The following is a 17,302-nucleotide window of genomic DNA, read 5'->3' as shown; positions in this document are numbered from 1 at the left end:
CAACATGAAGGTTACTGCCGAGGAGGTTGCCTTACTGTACAAAAAAAGATGGCAGGTGGAACTTTTCTTTAAATGGGTCAAACAACACTTGAAAATAAAATCCTTCTGGGGAACATCTGAAAATGCCGTAAAAATCCAGATTTATTGTGCGATAAGTGCTTACTGTCTGGTCTCTATTGTGGCAGATAAACTGAAATTGCAGCATTCAACCTACGAAATATTACAGGTTTTGGGCATCTCATTATTAGATAAAACCTCTATAAATGAGCTTTTTATGAATATAGATTATAGTAATGTCAAAGAACTTGATTATAACCAACTGTCACTCAGTCTATTTTAACTGGACAGTAATGAAATTTCCCGATGAACAAAAACACACAAAAAGCCATCAAAGCCTCTTATTTGAGTATTGCGGGTAATGCAGTGCTGGCCATTGCCAAATTCATCACCGGAATCTTCGGAAATTCCTATGCCTTAATTGCCGACGGAATAGAGTCCACAACCGATGTTTTTTCATCTTTTCTGGTTTTGCTTGGCTTGAAGTATTCCAGTAAACCACCCGATGAAAATCATCCCTACGGCCACGGAAAAGCCGAACCTTTAATCACTTTCGCTGTGGTAGGTTTTCTTGTTGTGTCAGCCACCGTGATCGCTTATGAGAGCATAGAGCATATTAGAACCCCTCATAAAACTCCGGCGGGCTACACCCTCATCGTTCTCGCAGTAATCGTGATTATCAAAGAAGTTTTTTACCGGTTCTTTTCAAAAAAAGGAGACGAAACCAAAAGTACTTCTTTAAAAGCTGATGCCTGGCATCATCGCAGTGACGCGATCACTTCACTTATGGCCTTTATTGGAATTTCGATTGCGATTTTTATGGGCCCGGGCTACGAAACAGCCGATGACTGGGCGGCTTTACTAGCTTCAGGATTTATTCTCTATAATGCCTATTTAATCTTGCGGCCCGCCCTGGGAGAAGTCATGGATGAACATATGTTCGATGAAATGATAGAGGATATAAGGGAAACCAGCGAAAAAGTACCGGGAGTCCTGGAAACCGAAAAATGTTTTGTTCGCAAAACCGGGATGCATTTTCACGTAGACCTTCATATAATAGTAGACGCAGAAATTACAGTGAAAGAAGGCCATGATATTGCCCATAACGTAAAAAATAAACTTCTCTCCCGGCTTCCCGAAATTTTTGATGTGCTGATACACGTAGAACCTGAAGGCGCTCATTAAATCACAACTTAAACCAAGCTTTCGTAACCCCAATTCCTTAGGAAGAAATTAATCTCAGTGCACCGGTCAGGTAATTCTTAAGAAAAATTTAGCACTAGCCTTGATATAAAACCTTTGATATCACGGCAAATCGGCTTATATTATCATTAAGTTTTATCTACAAAAATACGAGGAAAAACTAAAGATTTTTCCTCCTGAGGTTTTAACCAATAAAAATGAAATTATGTCATTAATAAGTGAAAAAGAGTTTCAGGAATTAGCAGGATTTAATAATGAAGTAAGTGTTTCTATTTTTATTCCTACAGAGCGTGCAGGCAAGGATGTGCTGGAGGAAAAAAGCAAGACCCACTTGAAATCCCTGTGGAAAGAAATTAAAAATAAACTAGAGAAAAAAGAAGTTTCCAAAGATAAAATTGAAAAGCTCGACGAGCCCATTCAGGAATTATTAAACGACAAGGGATTTTGGCGCCACCAGTCTGATGGTTTGGCAATCTATGTCGCAGAAGATTTTTTCAGAAAATTCACTCTCCCTTTAAAATTCGATACCCATTATTATATAAACAGGGAATTCTATTTAAAACCTTTAGTGCCTTTGTTCTCTGGAGACGGCAGATTTTATCTGTTATCGCTTCAGGTGGAGAATGTAGAGTTTTTTGAAGCTTCAAAGTATAGTATCACACCGGTAAAAATAGATGATCTTACACCTGCACGTCTGGAGGACACAGTGGGTTATGATTATGAAGAAAAGAGCCTTCAGCAAAAAAGTAGCGCCAGCTCCATGGGACAACAGGCTATGCATGGCCATGCAGGCGCCGATCGGGAACGCAAAAATGAGATCTTTAGGTTTTTCAGAGCTGTAGATCAGGGATTACATTCCCTTTTACAGGAAGAAAAATTACCATTGCTGGTTGCTTGTCAGGATTATCTTTTCCCAATTTACAAGGAAGCCAACACTTATGATAATTTATATCCGGAAGCTGTTACCGGAAATCCAAAGGACACCGATATGCTTGGCTTACACCAACGCGCCTGGGAAACCATAGAGCCACTCTTTGAAAAACAAAAGCGCGACAAGTTAAACCAGTTTCATGATCAGAATGGAAAAACGGCAGTTAGCATTCACGATATTCTACCGGGGGTTCACCAAGGTAAAGTAGATACCTTGTTTCTTGACAGAAATGCGGAAATTTGGGGCACCTATAATGAAGATAAGATGAAGGTGGATATCCAGGAAGGCCAGCGCAACGGGAATTTCTCCCTTATGAACTGGGCAGCCCGGAATGTACTCAATCAGGGAGGAAATGTATTCCTCCTTGATGAAGAACAAATGCCGGAAAATAGTTCTAAAATGAATGCAATTTTTCGTTATAGCTAAAAGTTAAAATATTTTTTTCCTGCCGCCCCGAAGCTCTAAAGTCCCGGGGCGGCCTTTTTTTGTACCTTTATAAATAATTTCAAAATTAAATATGGATCACAATCTTGCAGTACTAATAGATGGGGACAATATCCCTTCTGCATATATCAAAGAAATGATGGAAGAGATCGCCAAATACGGCAATCCTACCATAAAAAGAATTTACGGCGACTGGACTAAGCCACACCTTGCAAAGTGGAAAGGAGTCCTTCTGGAAAATGCGATAAACCCTATCCAACAATATGCTTATACTCAGGGAAAGAATGCTACCGATTCAGCGATGATTATCGATGCGATGGATATTCTGTATTCGAGTAAAGTAGATGGTTTCTGCCTGGTTTCCAGTGACAGCGATTTCACCAAACTTGCCACTCGCTTGCGCGAAGCAGGAATGAAGGTATACGGGATTGGAGAAAAGAAAACCCCAGACCCATTTATTGTTGCCTGTGACAGGTTTATCTACCTGGAAATTCTTAAAGACAGTGAGGAAAAAGAACCGGATGAAAACGGTAAAGGCGGTAAAAAGCGCCAGAAGAAAAACGTAGATAAAATCACCCCGAAAGTGATCAAACTTATTTCAGCTACAATATCTGATGTAGCCGATGAAGATGGCTGGGCTTTCCTTGGCGATGTTGGAAGTTTGCTTCAGAAAAAACAACCAAACTTCGATTCCCGTAATTATGGTTATGAAAAACTCACCCCGCTTATTAGCTCTATTCCAAAATTTGAAGTAGAATCGCGTTCAGGGCAAAACAGTCGATTCAAACTTATATACGTTCGTAATAAGTGATATTATGAGAAGTATTAGAAAGATCGTCAAAGCTGAATACCGTCCTATTGGTGAACTTATCACGTATTCGCCAATGCCTACCGGCAGCATAGATATGATAGATCCTTTCATCTTTCTAAATCATCACGGTCCGCAAACCTATAAACCCAACAATAAAGGATTGCCCTTCGGACCGCACCCACACCGTGGAATGGAAACCGTAACCTTCATTCTGGATGGAGATATCTCGCACAAAGATTCCGGAGGAAATGAAAGTATAATCGGTGCAGGAGGAGTGCAGTGGATGACCGCCGGCAGCGGACTCATACACGCAGAAGTTTCTTCTGAAAAATTTAAAGAAAAGGGTGGAGACCTGGAGATATTACAACTTTGGGTGAATTTACCGGCCAGACTAAAAAAGACCGAACCCTGGTATAAAGGTATTCAGAAAAATAAAATTCCTATAAAGGAATTTGATGGTGGCAGAGCCCAGGTTGTTTCGGGAGAATTTCTGGGAACCAAAGGCGCATTTCAACCTGAAACCGGCATTAATTTAGCTATGCTTTTCCTGGAAAAAGGAGCTAAACTTCAACTGAAGGTGCCAGCAATCCACAATATTTTCTTTTATGTAATCAAGGGAGAGCTTCAAGTAAATAATCAGCAAGCAATGGAGCTACATTTGGTCGATTTCGGAAATGATTCTGAAGAGTTACAAATTGAAGCTATAGAGGATTCCACCCTGCTTTTCGGTCACGCCAAGCCATTTGATGAGCCGGTAGTGGCCCGTGGCCCTTTTGTAATGAATACTATAGAAGAGATCAACCAGGCTTATAAAGATTACCAATCGGGAAAATTCGGAAGCTGGAACGATTAGCGATGCCGTTCCTCCAGTACTTTGGAAATATCCTTCAAAGAAAATCCCTTAGCCTGCAACAGGATAAGATAATGAAATAGAAGATCGGCGCTTTCATTCAAAAAGAGCTCATCATTATCATCTTTGGCCTCAATCACAGTTTCCACCGCTTCTTCTCCTACTTTTTGAGCGATTTTATTAATGCCCTCATCAAAAAGGGAAACCACATAACTTTTTTTGTCCTCACGCAACTCTGGCTCCACCTCGCTCATTCGTTTGCGCTTTTCGATAATACCTTCCAGATTGCTTAGAAACCCGAAATTAGGTTCGTTATCTTCCCCCCAACAGGTGTCAGTTCCCTTATGGCAGGTTGGCCCCTGCGGAATCACCGAAATAAGCAAGGTATCATTATCACAATCGTTCTTTATATCAACCAGGTTCAGGAAATTTCCACTATCCTCCCCTTTGGTCCACAAGCGATCTTTACTCCTACTGAAAAAGGTCACTTTTTTAGTCTCATTGGTTTTTAAAAAAGCCTCCTCGTTCATATATCCCAGCATCAACACCTTCTTAGTGCTCACATCCTGAATGATCGCTGGCACAAGTCCGTCCTGGTTTTTATTGAAATCTATATTCATTTTTATTGTTTTAGAGTCTTACTTCAATTCCGTTTCGTCGTAATTCTTCCTTTAAATCTTTTATTTCTATCTCCTTAAAATGAAAAACACTAGCTGCCAGGGCGGCATCGGCCTTTCCTTTTAAAAAGACATCGGTGAAATGTTGCATATTCCCGGCTCCACCTGAAGCAATAATGGGGATTTTCAATGCTGAAGACAATACCGCCAGGGCTTCATTGGCAAATCCGGTCTTGGTCCCATCATTGTTCATCGAGGTAAACAAAATTTCCCCTGCGCCTCTTTCCTCCATTTCTTTGGCCCACTGAAACAAATTAAGATCGGTAGGCACTTTTCCTCCTACAAGATGCACCAACCACTCCCCGTTCACCTGCTTAGCATCTATAGCCACAGTAATACACTGACTCCCGAATTTAGCTGAAAGTTCATTGATAAGCTCCGGCCTTTTCACCGCAGATGAATTCACAGAAACCTTATCGGCCCCGTTTTTCAAAAGAATATCCACATCTTCTACCGAAGATATCCCGCCGCCAACAGTAAAGGGAATATTAACCTTCTCAGCCACTTTTCTCACCATTTCGGCCAGGGTTTTCCTTTTCTGCTCAGTAGCCGTAATATCCAGAAAAACCAGCTCGTCGGCTCCGGATTTGGCGTAGAGCTCAGCCAATTCTACCGGATCTCCAGCGTCCCGAAGGTCTATAAAATTCACGCCTTTTACGGTTCTTCCGTCTTTAATATCCAGGCAGGGAATGATTCGTTTTGTAAGCATTTACAATTATTTTTAGAGCTCCTTTCCTTAAAAGGTGGGACCCATTAATTTTTAATTATATATTTTTCTAATTCTTTTAGCTGAATGCGACCTTCATAAATCGCTTTTCCTATTATGGTCCCTTCACAGCCCAGTTCGGCCAGCCTTGGAAGTTCATCAAATTCTGAGATCCCACCCGAAGCGATCAATTTAATGGTATTATGCTCCTTCCCGACTCCGCTCAAAGTGACATTAGTCTGTTCCAGAATTCTTTTATAAAGTTCAAAAGCAGGCCCCTCCAGCATTCCGTCTTTGGAGATATCGGTACAGATTACATATTGCACACCTTCCTTCTGATATTCCTGAATAAAAGGAATCAGCTCCAACTCCGACTCTTCCTGCCAACCGCTTACCGCGATCTTCTCATTGTTGGCGTCGGCACCAAGTATGATCTTTTCTGAACCAAATTTCTCGATCCAACTTTTGAAGGTTTTCGGATCCTTTACGGCAATACTTCCACCGGTGATTTGGTTAGCTCCACTTTCAAAAGCGATCCGCAGATCTTCATCAGATTTTAATCCGCCTCCAAAATCCACTTTCAAGCCGGTTTTTGAAGTAATCTGCTCCAGGATCTTATGATTTACAATATGCTTTGATTTAGCCCCATCTAGGTCCACCAAATGCAGATGCTGAATCCCGTGAGCCTCAAAATTCTTCGCCACCTCCAGCGGATTTTCATTATAAATCTTTTTGGTGTTATAATCGCCTTTGGAAAGCCTTACACATTTTCCTTCAATAATATCTATAGCCGGTATAATTCTCATTTTATCGGTTCTGAGTTATGGGTTATGAGTTGTCAGTTAAATTTTTTCAAAATATATTTCATTACACCTGAATTTTACTCCTTCTTTTCAGGATTAGGGGCTTTCAAAAAATTCTCGAGAATTTTCTCCCCGGCATCGCTGCTTTTTTCAGGGTGAAATTGCACTCCGTAAAAATTATCTTTTTGAATAGCGGTGGTGTACTCCACTCCATATTCGGTGGAAGCGATGGTTTCAGCGCATTCGGGGACATAGTAACTATGCACGAGGTATACGAATTCTTGTTCCTTGATTCCATCAAAAAGATTGGATTTTAAATCGTAGATCCGGTTCCAGCCGATTTGCGGAACTTTTAGTCCGTTATTGAACTTCACCACATCGGCGTGAAAAATACCCAGACCTTCGGTATCCCCTTCTTCTGAATGCCTGCACATAAGCTGCATTCCAAGACATATTCCAAGTACCGGTTGCTTCAATTCAGGAATGACTTTATCCAGGCCGGTGCTTTTCAGCATTTTCATTGCACTTCCTGCTTCTCCAACTCCGGGAAAAATAACCTTATCGGCCGCTTTGATCTCTTCTGTATCACTGCTTAGGACCGCATCAAAACCTAAGCGTTTAATCGCAAATTTGATGCTCTGAATATTTCCTGCTCCGTAATCTACTATTACAATACCCCCTTTATTTCCTCCGTCCCGATAACTATCGGAAGTGGAGGAAGTTTTCTGAAATTTATTATTCATTTCCTCATTTTTGATAATATTATATAATTCCCCCTTCGGGGGTTAGGGGGCCTATAACATTCCCTTGGTTGATGGTAAAATCATCTTCTCAGCATCCCGTTTCACAGCCATTTTAATCGCTTTAGCAAAAGCCTTAAAGATCGCCTCGATTTTATGATGTTCGTTGGTGCCTTCGGCTTTGATGTTAAGATTTGCTTTAGCTCCATCGGTGAAGGATTTAAAGAAATGATAGAACATTTCTGTGGGCATTTTTCCTATCATCTCGCGTTTAAAGTCTGCTTCCCAAACCAACCAGTTTCTTCCGCCAAAATCTATGGCCACCTGTGCAAGGCAATCATCCATGGGAAGGCAAAAACCGTAGCGCTCTATTCCCAGCTTATTTCCGAGCGCCTTGCTGAAGACTTCTCCCAAAGCGATTGCGGTATCCTCAATAGTATGGTGCTCATCGACTTCCAGATCACCTGCTACCTTCACCTGCATATCCATCTGGCCGTGACGGGCGATCTGGTCTAACATATGGTCGAAAAATGCCAGTCCGGTGGAAATATCCGATTTCCCTGTTCCGTCCAGATTTATTTTGATAAAAATATCGGTTTCATTGGTTTTCCTGGAGATCTCAGCGGTTCTGGCTTCCAGCTTCAGGAATTCATAGATCTCTTTCCAATTGGAAGTTTTCAAGGAAATGACCTTCTCAACTTTTTCCATTTTCTCCTGTACTTCCTCACTGCCCAAGTCTTCGTGGATATCTATAAAGATTCCCTTTCCGCCATAATTTAGTGCGAATTCCATATCGGTGAGTCGGTCGCCGATCATAAAGGAATTCTCAAGATCATATTCAGAATTTCCCAGATATTTCCCTTCAAGCAAACCGATATTGGGTTTTCGGTTAGGTGAATTTTCTTCAGGGAAAGTGCGATCCATCAACACCTCTTTAAACTCTACGCCTTCATTTTGAAAACTCTTCAGAATAAAATTCTGAATTGGCCAGAAGACTTCTTCCGGATATTTTTCAGTTCCGAGACCATCCTGATTGGTCACCATCACGAGTTCGTAATCGAGCTCGCGGGCAATACGGGATAAATAATAAAATGCTTCCGGATAAAATTCCAGTTTCTCCAGGCTATCTACCTGATAGTCCTCCGGCTCAAGCACCAAAGTGCCATCACGATCTATAAATAATACTCTCTTCATAATATAATTTTAGTCATCTCCGCGAAGGCGGAGATCCAACTCCTAGCTTACTCCTTAGCTTATTAATTCTTTAAAAGCTTGAATCAGTCTTTTATTTTCTAATTCAGTCCCTACCGTTAATCTCAAGGTATTTTCACAAAGCGGCTGGGAGCTTCGGTTTCTTATTACAATCCCTTTTTCAATAAGTTGACGGTATCTTTTATCGGCGTCATCAACTTTCACTAAAATAAAATTCGCATCTGATTCATATATTTTTTCGATAATTTCTGTTTCGCCAAGAGCCTTAAATAAACCCGCCCTTTCTTGTAAAATATTTGCTACATGCAAATTGATCTTTCCCTGATCTTTCAATTCCTCTAGCGCTCGTTGCTGGGTTAATTGATTGACGTTGTAAGGGGGCTTGATCCTGTTAAGGATAGTAATAATCTCTTCGGAAGCATATAAAATTCCCAATCGTATTCCTGCAAGTCCGTAAGCCTTTGAAAGAGTTTGTGGGATCACAAGGTTCGGAAAATTATTAAGCTTTTGAACCCAACTTTCCTTTTCTGAAAAATCGATATAAGCTTCATCGATCACTACCAATCCGCTAAAATTTTGCAGGATTTCCTCTACTGTTTCTTCAGAAAAAGAATTCCCGGTAGGATTGTTAGGCGAGCATAAGAAGATGATCTTGGAATTTTCATCAACCTTCCCAAGAATTTCTGAAACTTTCGGCTGAAAATTATTATCCAGCAAAACTTCCCGGTTTTCGATATCATTAATGCCTGCCAAAACTGAATACATCCCATAGGTTGGTGGTAAAGTGATGATATTGTCTTTTCCCGGCTCACAAAAGACACGAAACAATAGATCCAAAACTTCATCGCTCCCATTTCCAAGCAAGATATTTTCTGAAGCTATGCCTTTAATATTTGATAATTCGGTTTTTAGATTACGTTGCTGCGGATCGGGATAACGGTTAACATCGCTCGGAAAAGGGTTTTCATTCGCATCGAGAAAGATCATCTCCTCTCCTTCCGATTTATATTCATCTCTTGCCGAAGAATAAGGTTTAAGCTTTGCGACATTAGGTCTCACCAACCTATTTAGATCAAAATTTGCCATTATTTATTCTTCAAATTTTTCAACCTCAAACTTACCGCATTCTTGTGGGCCTGCAAACCTTCTGCTTCAGCCATTAGTTCTATAGCGGGACCAATTTTCTGGATGCCTTCAACAGAAATTTTCTGAAAGCTCATCGCCTTCATAAAACTGTCAAGGTTTACGCCGCTGTATTGTTTTGCATAACCATTAGTAGGCAAGGTATGATTTGTCCCCGATGCATAGTCTCCAGCACTTTCAGGTGCATAATTTCCTATGAAAACAGACCCTGCATTCTCAATACCTTCGGAATAAAACTCCTCGTTTTCCGTGCAAATGATAAAGTGTTCAGGTCCGTAATAATTAATAAGATCTAAAGCTGTTTCATCCAGTTTCATAGAGATAAATCTGCAGTGTTCAATGGCTTGCTGAGCTATAGCCTTTCGGGGCAGTTCTTCGAGCTGATTTTCAATTTCAACTTTTACGGCATCGAGCAAGGCTTCAGAGGTTGAAACCAAAACTACCTGGCTATCTGCGCCGTGCTCGGCCTGGCTTAACAAATCGGAAGCCACAAAGCCTGCATCGGCTGAATCATCGGCTACCACCAATAATTCTGAAGGGCCTGCAGGCATATCTATAGCCACGTTATATCGGGTAGCATATTGTTTGGCTACAGTTACAAATTGATTTCCCGGTCCAAAGATTTTATATACTTTGGGGATACTGTCGGTACCAAAAGTCATTGCGGCAATTGCCTGAATGCCCCCTACCCTGAAAATTTGAGTTACCCCACATAATTCAGCTGTGTAAAGGATAGCAGGATCTATTTTTCCGTCCTTTGAGGGAGGAGTACATAATATGATCTCTTTGCAACCGGCAATGGAAGCCGGTACAGCAAGCATTAATATGGTTGAAAACAAGGGCGCGCTTCCACCAGGAATATAAAGCCCCACCTTTTGAATAGCCCTTTTTTCCTGCCAGCATTCCACTCCAGGAGAAGTTTCTACTGAAACTCTTTCTGTACTCTGGGCTTTGTGAAATTTAGAAATATTTGATTTTGCTAGTTTAATAGCTTCCTTAAGCTCTTCAGAAACTTCCTCTATAGCGGTTTCAGTTTCTTCCCTGGAGACTCTGAGATCATTTAATTTGAAATTATCAAATAATTCGGTGTACTTGGCGACGGCAAGATCGCCTTTTGTTTTTACTTCTGAGAAAACCTGTTTTACGATTTCTTCAACATCTTCCAGACTTTGGGTTGGACGTTTCAGAATTTCTAACCATTTTTCGCGGGCGGGATTATTGAATCTTTTCATTGTTCAAAGCTTTATATTACCATTTTTTCAATAGGAGCTACAAGGATTCCCTCGGCACCGTTTTCCTTAAGCTCATCGATTACTTCCCAAAATCGTTCTTCATTAATTACCGTGTGAATGGAGCTCCAACCTTCTTCGGCAAGCGGTAATACCGTAGGGCTACGCATTCCGGGGAGCAGTTCTATGATCTTATCCAGTTTCTCGTTAGGCGCATTCAGAAGAATATATTTAGAAGTTCGGGCATTCAATACCGATTTTAATCTGAATTGTAGTTTTTCCAGAATCGCTTTTCTTTCCGCAGAAATTTTAGGTGAAATAGCCAACACAGCTTCGCTTTTCAGCATTACTTCCACTTCTTTCAGTCCATTTTTAAATAAGGTGCTTCCGCTGGAAACTATATCGCAAATCCCGTCGGCCAGTCCAATATTTGGTGCGATCTCTACTGAGCCATTAATGATGTGCAATTCTGCAGAAATCCCTTTTTTAGCAAGAAATTCATTTACTGTATTTGGGTAGGAAGTCGCGATTTTTTTTTCGTCCAGATCCTGAATTCCTTTATATTTCATTGATTTTGGAACGGCAATAGATACACGACATTTTGAAAATCCCAGCTTTTCTCCGCGAATGATATCTTTACCTTTTTCAACAAGTACATTTTCCCCAAGAATAGCTATATCTACCACTCCGTCACGTAAATACTGGGGAATATCACCATTCCTGAGATACATTACCTCCAGCGGGAAATTACGGGCGGTAGCTTTTAGCTGTTCTTTTCCGTTGTCTATGGAAATACCCGCTTCTTTTAAGATTTTGAGGGAATCTTCATTTAGTCTTCCTGATTTCTGAATGGCGATCCTTAATTTTTCCTGATTCATTTTCTATTAATTTAGTTTTTGATATAATCTTTTAAGGTCTTCAAACAGGAGGTTTTAAAAAACAAAAAACCCGTTTGAAGTACTCAAACGGGTTTTTAAAATATGTGAAATTACTACATATCAAAGTTACCTCGCCTGAGCGTGGGGGTAAAAATGATGATGATGTAATTGAATTGTTCTCATTGTGGAAACAAACTTAAAACATAAAATTTAATTCACAAAAGAGCAACATCAAATTTTATGAATTGTTTGATTAATTATTTCCTAATATAATGGGCATCCCATCTTCACCTCCACCAATAATAACTGTTTTGGCGTTATTGGATTTAGCAAGTTCCACGGTAGCCTGTATTCCTTTTTCCCTCAGGATATTTGGAGTAAGCGATGCGTTAAGGATCTCATTCGCTCTGGCTTTACCTTCAGCATCAATACGTTGGCGCTCGGCCTCTTGTGTAGCTTTAGTTAAACGAAACTCATACTCAAGAGATTCCTGTTCCTGGCGAAGTTTGCGTTCTATCGCATCCTTAATATTTTCAGGCAATGCCACATCGCGAACCAGAATCTCATTTACTTGTACATACTGATCCTTTAAGAGTATCCTTGTTTCTTCCAGAATTTCCTTTTGAATTGCTTCTCTCTTACTGGAATATAATTGCTCCGGAATATATCTCCCAACTACGGCTCTGGATGCCGATCTAATTGCCGGTTGAAGCAAACGTTGAATATAGGCCTCTCCTTTTTCACTATGAAGTTTACCCAGTTCGCTGTATGTTGGTTGAAACCAGGCTGAAGCATCAACTCTAATCTCAAGCCCGTTAGAGCTTAAAACCGTCATAGATTCTTCTAAGGATTGCTGACGCACCTCGTAAACAATCACCTTATTCCAGGGAGCTACCAGGTGAAATCCTTCATTTAGAGGGGGTTCATCGGTAACAACTCCGCCGGCAAAAGTTTTGTAAAGCACACCGGCTTCCCCCGCCCCAATAGTCACGGTAGATTTTGAAATGAATATTATTAATAACACAATACCGATAATGATCGGTAAACCAATTTTAGGTAATTTTTCCATCTATTATTTTGAATTTTAAATTAGACCCCGATATTTTCTGAAGAACCATTCTGCTGCGAGCAAAGCAACCAGCAAAAACAAAAGATTATACCAGTTCACCAAAGGTACGTTTTTTTGATGGCTTTTTTGTACAGGAATGAAGTTTTCGTCATTTAGGAGGCGGAAGATTAAAGCCTTAGAATTGTTGACATAGTAAACCTCTTCATTATTGTTTTTCGCAAAGAACTGAAGCTTGTCCAGGTTGGCAGATGCAAATTGAGTTTCAACCGATGAAGCAACAATTGTGAATTTTCCGGTTTTACTAATCTCCGTATTTTCCTCCTTTAACATAAATTTATATTCTCCTTCCGGAAGGTTTTCCAGGTCCAGAACGTAAGACTTGTTTCCGGGAACCAAACCGTTCTGCATTGTATCCCCTGTTTCGGTATTTTCTAACCTTATAGAAAGAGTCGCCCCGGGATCGAAAATATAATTTTCATCAAAGTATCTTGCGGTGAGCGTTATCAGATCATTTCCGTAATAAAAAGATTCGTAATCTACTGTGAGGCGCTCACGCTGTTTTTGAGAGGCAAGGTTCTGTATGATCTTACCAAGGAAATCGTCAAAGGCCTCAAAAGAACCGCTATCCCTCCAGGCCTTAGCCCGCCAGCGCCAGATCCCTTCCCCAAATAATACACCGATTTTATTTTCCCGACTTTCGGCTATGGCCAGTAAAGGTTGCATGGTTTCTACATTTGCGATTTTTTGAAATAAAAGAGGATCCAATCCATTAGGCGCAATTTCCCCAAACATATCCAGAAGAGGTGGAAAATCATTAAAACCTATATTTTTAAACTGGAAACGGGAGAAATCAGGGTTAAATAAGGCCTCGATCTCCTGAGGTTGAGCGGTGAAATCTTTGTTAAATAAATCCTGCCGGGAATTAAGAAAGCGCCAATCCGTTTTAGTTCCGGTGATAATGAAACTACTTATATTATCAGATTTCAATTCGTCAAAGACTTCCCGGAAACCCGCGTTGGGCTGATAAAGCATCACCAATTGGTGATCCTGTAAAACATAATTATCCTTTCCCACAAATTTAATTTCCAACTCGCGATGCCGGTTGCTCTCTATCGATTTTTTAATGGCGCCCAGATCGGGATGGGAAATATCGCTAAGCAACAAAACCCGGGTGCGTTCATCTATAACTTCCACTGCGAATTTGCGGTGGTTGTTTTCCTTATTCTTTTCTGAAGCCTGCGGAGCAATTACCGCTTCATAAGTAAGCACCCCAAGCCGGTTGGCAGGAAGGGTGGTATTAATAATTGCTGAAGTGCTTTCGGGGCCTAAGTTTAAATCCTGAGTATACAATACAGATTCTCCAGAACGCAGCTCAAAACGAGTTGAAACAGGCTCTTGCCCGGTATAATTAATAATAACCTCGACAGGAAAACGATTATCCAGAAAAGCATAGCGGTTAACATTAAGCCTATTAATTTCAAGATCGGCATAGCTGGCGGTATCGCCTAAAACCATAGGCATCACATATTGCCCGGGACTGCTTTTAAAATATCGGTAATCACGCCCCAGGGTCTGGTTTCCATCGCTTAAAAGAACCACAGCCGTATTTTTACTACGGAATAAATCCCTGACTTTGCTTAAAGCTTTATTTATATCGGTTTGAGTTTCGCTAAAACTCAGGCTATCGTTTAGTTGAATATCCCTGCCAAAACTGAGTTTGGAAATATCGAAGCGCTCCTGAAGACGCCTATTGTTTTCCAGGCTGTTTATTAAATTCCGAAGTGTATCGCCTTGGTTTAGATAAGCAATCGATGCAGAATTATCGGCCGCGAGGATTAGGTTTGGTTTTTCTACCTGATAAGTAGTGGTGGTGATCTTTGGATTAATTAGCAACAACAGAAGAATGAAAACAATTAAAGCCCGCAAACCAAAAAAAATATATTTTTCGCGGTGGTTTTTTCTCCTGCGGAATAAATACTGAAAAAAAGAAAACCCCAGCGCAAATATTGCAGCCAGGGTTATCAAAATGATATTGTTAAGATCCATTATAGAAAGATAAACAAAAAGCCACGAAGTTAGAAATTAGAAATTAGAACCACGAAGTATTATTTCTTTTCCGTTAGGCTTTTAAATCTCCAAAATCTATCTTCCTAATTATTTAGGTGTACATACCACCATCGATATGCAGAACCTGCCCGGTGATATAATCACTCATATCGCTGCCGAGAAAAACACAGGCATTAGCGATATCTTCAGGAGTACCACCACGTTTCAGGGGAATAGCCTGTCTCCAACCTTCTACGGTTTTCTCATCGAGTTTACCGGTCATTTCAGTTTCGATAAAACCTGGAGCGATCACATTGGTACGTATATTTCTTGAACCGAGTTCCAGAGCCATCGATTTGGAGAATCCAATTATTCCGGCTTTTGAAGCAGCATAATTGGCCTGACCGGCATTTCCTTTCACCCCAACCACAGAACTCATATTGATAATGCTTCCTTTGCGTTGCTTCAGCATAGTTCTTTGCACCGCCTTGGTCATATTAAATATTGATTTCAGGTTAACTTCTATCACCTTATCAAAATCTTCTTCGCTCATTCGCATAAGGAGATTATCTTTAGTAATCCCGGCATTGTTAACCACAATGTCTATGCTTCCAAAGTCTTCGACTACATCTTTAACAAGTTGTTCAGCTTCAGAAAAACTGGCGGCATTAGATTTATAGGCCTTGGCTTTTACGCCTATCCCGCTCAGTTCTTTGGCCAGTTCATTAGCCGATTCAGCAGAGGAATTATAAGTAAAAGCCACGTTCGCACCGTGTTCAGCGAAAACCTGGGCGATCCCTTTTCCTATTCCACGGCTACCTCCGGTAATAATCGCGTTTTTTCCTTCTAAGAGTTTCATATGTAAGTTTTTATTGTTTTTCATTGGACATATGTAATTCGCATATCCCTGCCTGCCGGCAGGCGGGTTCATCGGTAATTGCAACGTATCCGCGTTATGCTCATTTCATATATAAAAAGATTGGTTGTTTTATTTCTCCAAATATAATAAAAGCAAAAAGCTTAAATATTTTCCATTAAAAAATCCTTCTGCGCTCATCCTAATTCAGGAGAAACAGAAGGATTTATTTATGCTAAAATACGAAGTCTTATCCTTTAAGAACTTCTGCTACTTTTTTACCAATTTCAGCAGGAGAATCTACAACGTGAATTCCATTCTCTCTAAGGATTTTTTTCTTGGCCTGGGCGGTATCTTCACTACCTCCAACAATAGCTCCGGCGTGACCCATAGTACGGCCTGCTGGTGCAGTTTCGCCGGCGATAAAACCAATTACTGGTTTTTTGTTACCGTTTTCCTTAACCCACTGAGCGGCATCAGCTTCAAGCTGACCACCGATCTCTCCGATCATTACAATAATTTCGGTTTCATCATCATTCATCAATAATTCCACGGCCTCCTTAGTGGTGGTCCCAATAATAGGATCTCCTCCAATTCCAATAGCGGTAGTAATTCCAAGATCTTGTTTTACAACCTGGTCTGCTGCTTCATAAGTAAGAGTTCCAGATTTAGATACAATTCCAACGCTTCCTTTTTTGAAAACGAAACCTGGCATAATCCCAACCTTAGCTTCACCCGGAGTGATCACACCCGGACAGTTAGGACCAACCAGTCTGGCATCTTTATCCTTAATATAGTTTGAAGCCTTCACCATGTCGGCAACGGGAATTCCTTCGGTAATAGTAATAATAACTTTTATTCCGGCGTCTGCAGCTTCCATAATCGCGTCGGCTGCGAAAGCTGGTGGCACGAAAATAAGAGAAACATCTGCTCCGGTTTCCTTCACGGCATCAGATACGGTATTGAAAACTGGTCGGGCAAGGTGTTTTTGCCCGCCTTTTCCAGGAGTTACTCCTCCTACCACATTGGTTCCGTACTCTATCATTTGTTCGGCGTGGAAAGTACCTTCACTTCCGGTAAATCCCTGCACGATTATCTTTGAATTTTTATTGACTAAAACGCTCATAAATATTTTATTTTTTGCGATAACAAAAGTAGGTTTTTAATAATAAAACCTAAAGTTTTTTGGAAGTTAATTGTCAGGTTTATCAATGGATTCCACTAAACCCATCCTCTATAAGAAATTTTATAACCAGGGTTGTTCGTTCACTTCTTCCCCAAGCTGACTTATTTGAATTCCACGGTAGAGTTTATCGTCTTTCAATTCCCAGATAGCCATAAAATGGGCCAGGGGCATTTCCTCTTCCGGGTTTTCTATGGTTCTAACGTGGTAAGTGAAATGAATGGCAGTTTTCCCCTTCTCTGAAATCACAGTTTCAACCTCAGCTCTTAGCGATTCGAAAGATTGCGCTAATTCAAGACTTATGGCCGAAATCTCATCAAGATTCAGCTTTTTAAGTCCGGTGGTTCCATACCACGACAGCTCAACCTGTGGATGAAGGAATTCTCTCAGGACCTTTTCATCCTGGTAAAAATCGGAAGTATAAAAATTCTCAACAATTTCTTTTCCGCTTAAACCCATAATAG

The 17,302-nt window shown here is 40.6% G+C and carries 17 protein-coding genes and 1 pseudogene; 5 read left to right on the top strand and 13 right to left on the bottom strand.

Annotation, left to right across the window (positions count from 1 at the left end):
• From BM266_RS17655 to BM266_RS14770, 5 genes and pseudogenes are all read left to right on the top strand, one after another.
• Window positions 1-152: pseudogene (locus BM266_RS17655) on the top strand (transposase); the annotation flags it as partial.
• A 211-nt stretch (window positions 153-363) separates the two neighbouring features.
• On the top strand, window positions 364-1,242 hold the full coding sequence (locus tag BM266_RS14785; RefSeq protein WP_093411061.1) for a cation diffusion facilitator family transporter: 879 nt from the start codon (window positions 364-366) through the stop codon (window positions 1,240-1,242).
• A gap of 223 nt (window positions 1,243-1,465) precedes the next feature.
• A complete protein-coding gene (locus tag BM266_RS14780; protein ID WP_093411059.1) occupies window positions 1,466-2,617 on the top strand; it encodes a baeRF7 domain-containing protein in 1,152 nt (383 codons plus the stop codon).
• Window positions 2,618-2,708: 91 nt separating this feature from the next.
• The gene (locus BM266_RS14775) at window positions 2,709-3,446 is read left to right on the top strand and encodes an NYN domain-containing protein (RefSeq protein ID WP_093411057.1); all 738 of its coding nucleotides are present in this window, start codon (window positions 2,709-2,711) and stop codon (window positions 3,444-3,446) included.
• Between the two features lie 4 nt (window positions 3,447-3,450).
• Entirely contained in the window at window positions 3,451-4,299 is an 849-nt protein-coding gene (locus BM266_RS14770; RefSeq protein ID WP_093411055.1) for a pirin family protein, read from the top strand.
• Here the strand turns inward: BM266_RS14770 and hisIE are convergent.
• The 13 genes from hisIE to BM266_RS14705 all read right to left on the bottom strand — a co-directional run bounded on the left by hisIE (window position 4,296) and on the right by BM266_RS14705 (window position 17,297).
• Complete coding sequence (gene hisIE, locus BM266_RS14765) at window positions 4,296-4,916, bottom strand: bifunctional phosphoribosyl-AMP cyclohydrolase/phosphoribosyl-ATP diphosphatase HisIE (protein WP_093411054.1); 621 nt, start codon at window positions 4,914-4,916, stop codon at window positions 4,296-4,298. The genes BM266_RS14770 and hisIE overlap by 4 nt on opposite strands.
• A 10-nt stretch (window positions 4,917-4,926) precedes the next feature.
• The gene (gene hisF / locus BM266_RS14760) at window positions 4,927-5,682 is read right to left on the bottom strand and encodes an imidazole glycerol phosphate synthase subunit HisF (RefSeq protein WP_093411052.1); all 756 of its coding nucleotides are present in this window, start codon (window positions 5,680-5,682) and stop codon (window positions 4,927-4,929) included.
• Window positions 5,683-5,726: 44 nt separating this feature from the next.
• Entirely contained in the window at window positions 5,727-6,485 is a 759-nt protein-coding gene (hisA, locus tag BM266_RS14755) for a 1-(5-phosphoribosyl)-5-[(5-phosphoribosylamino)methylideneamino]imidazole-4-carboxamide isomerase (protein WP_093411051.1), read from the bottom strand.
• Between the two features lie 74 nt (window positions 6,486-6,559).
• The gene (hisH, locus tag BM266_RS14750) at window positions 6,560-7,225 is read right to left on the bottom strand and encodes an imidazole glycerol phosphate synthase subunit HisH (protein WP_093411049.1); all 666 of its coding nucleotides are present in this window, start codon (window positions 7,223-7,225) and stop codon (window positions 6,560-6,562) included.
• A 51-nt stretch (window positions 7,226-7,276) separates the two neighbouring features.
• Window positions 7,277-8,416: a bifunctional histidinol-phosphatase/imidazoleglycerol-phosphate dehydratase HisB gene (gene hisB / locus BM266_RS14745; protein WP_093411048.1), complete on the bottom strand. Its 1,140-nt coding sequence runs from the start codon at window positions 8,414-8,416 to the stop codon at window positions 7,277-7,279.
• 54 nt (window positions 8,417-8,470) lie between these two features.
• Window positions 8,471-9,520, bottom strand: coding sequence for a histidinol-phosphate transaminase (hisC, locus tag BM266_RS14740; RefSeq protein WP_093411046.1), 1,050 nt, complete (start codon window positions 9,518-9,520; stop codon window positions 8,471-8,473).
• Entirely contained in the window at window positions 9,520-10,809 is a 1,290-nt protein-coding gene (gene hisD / locus BM266_RS14735) for a histidinol dehydrogenase (RefSeq protein WP_093411045.1), read from the bottom strand. The genes hisC and hisD overlap by 1 nt, the downstream gene beginning before the upstream one ends.
• Window positions 10,810-10,820: 11 nt before the next feature.
• On the bottom strand, window positions 10,821-11,684 hold the full coding sequence (gene hisG / locus BM266_RS14730; protein WP_093411043.1) for an ATP phosphoribosyltransferase: 864 nt from the start codon (window positions 11,682-11,684) through the stop codon (window positions 10,821-10,823).
• A 253-nt stretch (window positions 11,685-11,937) separates the two neighbouring features.
• Window positions 11,938-12,753, bottom strand: coding sequence for a prohibitin family protein (locus BM266_RS14725; RefSeq protein WP_093411041.1), 816 nt, complete (start codon window positions 12,751-12,753; stop codon window positions 11,938-11,940).
• 15 nt (window positions 12,754-12,768) lie between these two features.
• A complete protein-coding gene (locus tag BM266_RS14720; protein WP_093411039.1) occupies window positions 12,769-14,799 on the bottom strand; it encodes a hypothetical protein in 2,031 nt (676 codons plus the stop codon).
• Window positions 14,800-14,911: 112 nt separating this feature from the next.
• Window positions 14,912-15,658 carry a 3-oxoacyl-[acyl-carrier-protein] reductase gene (gene fabG, locus BM266_RS14715; protein ID WP_093411067.1) on the bottom strand — a complete coding sequence of 249 codons (747 nt, stop codon included), beginning with the start codon at window positions 15,656-15,658 and terminating at the stop codon, window positions 14,912-14,914.
• A 247-nt stretch (window positions 15,659-15,905) separates the two neighbouring features.
• A complete protein-coding gene (sucD, locus tag BM266_RS14710) occupies window positions 15,906-16,781 on the bottom strand; it encodes a succinate--CoA ligase subunit alpha (RefSeq protein ID WP_093411037.1) in 876 nt (291 codons plus the stop codon).
• Between the two features lie 120 nt (window positions 16,782-16,901).
• Entirely contained in the window at window positions 16,902-17,297 is a 396-nt protein-coding gene (locus BM266_RS14705; RefSeq protein ID WP_093411036.1) for a nuclear transport factor 2 family protein, read from the bottom strand.
• Between the last annotated feature and the right edge of the window lie 5 nt (window positions 17,298-17,302).

The sequence above is a fragment of the Salegentibacter flavus genome (genome assembly GCF_900115145.1).
Lineage (GTDB): Bacteria > Bacteroidota > Bacteroidia > Flavobacteriales > Flavobacteriaceae > Salegentibacter > Salegentibacter flavus.
The sequence above is the reverse complement of the archived record's forward strand: the minus strand, read 5'-3'. Positions and strand labels throughout refer to the sequence as shown.

Coding starts and splice junctions, on each gene's coding strand:
- BM266_RS14785 (WP_093411061.1), top strand. CDS start 364: ATGAACAAAAACACACAAAAAGCCATCAAAGCCTCTTATTTGAGTATT.
- BM266_RS14780 (WP_093411059.1), top strand. CDS start 1,466: ATGTCATTAATAAGTGAAAAAGAGTTTCAGGAATTAGCAGGATTTAAT.
- BM266_RS14775 (WP_093411057.1), top strand. CDS start 2,709: ATGGATCACAATCTTGCAGTACTAATAGATGGGGACAATATCCCTTCT.
- BM266_RS14770 (WP_093411055.1), top strand. CDS start 3,451: ATGAGAAGTATTAGAAAGATCGTCAAAGCTGAATACCGTCCTATTGGT.
- hisIE (WP_093411054.1), bottom strand. CDS start 4,916: ATGAATATAGATTTCAATAAAAACCAGGACGGACTTGTGCCAGCGATC.
- hisF (WP_093411052.1), bottom strand. CDS start 5,682: ATGCTTACAAAACGAATCATTCCCTGCCTGGATATTAAAGACGGAAGA.
- hisA (WP_093411051.1), bottom strand. CDS start 6,485: ATGAGAATTATACCGGCTATAGATATTATTGAAGGAAAATGTGTAAGG.
- hisH (WP_093411049.1), bottom strand. CDS start 7,225: ATGAATAATAAATTTCAGAAAACTTCCTCCACTTCCGATAGTTATCGG.
- hisB (WP_093411048.1), bottom strand. CDS start 8,416: ATGAAGAGAGTATTATTTATAGATCGTGATGGCACTTTGGTGCTTGAG.
- hisC (WP_093411046.1), bottom strand. CDS start 9,520: ATGGCAAATTTTGATCTAAATAGGTTGGTGAGACCTAATGTCGCAAAG.
- hisD (WP_093411045.1), bottom strand. CDS start 10,809: ATGAAAAGATTCAATAATCCCGCCCGCGAAAAATGGTTAGAAATTCTG.
- hisG (WP_093411043.1), bottom strand. CDS start 11,684: ATGAATCAGGAAAAATTAAGGATCGCCATTCAGAAATCAGGAAGACTA.
- BM266_RS14725 (WP_093411041.1), bottom strand. CDS start 12,753: ATGGAAAAATTACCTAAAATTGGTTTACCGATCATTATCGGTATTGTG.
- BM266_RS14720 (WP_093411039.1), bottom strand. CDS start 14,799: ATGGATCTTAACAATATCATTTTGATAACCCTGGCTGCAATATTTGCG.
- fabG (WP_093411067.1), bottom strand. CDS start 15,658: ATGAAACTCTTAGAAGGAAAAAACGCGATTATTACCGGAGGTAGCCGT.
- sucD (WP_093411037.1), bottom strand. CDS start 16,781: ATGAGCGTTTTAGTCAATAAAAATTCAAAGATAATCGTGCAGGGATTT.
- BM266_RS14705 (WP_093411036.1), bottom strand. CDS start 17,297: ATGGGTTTAAGCGGAAAAGAAATTGTTGAGAATTTTTATACTTCCGAT.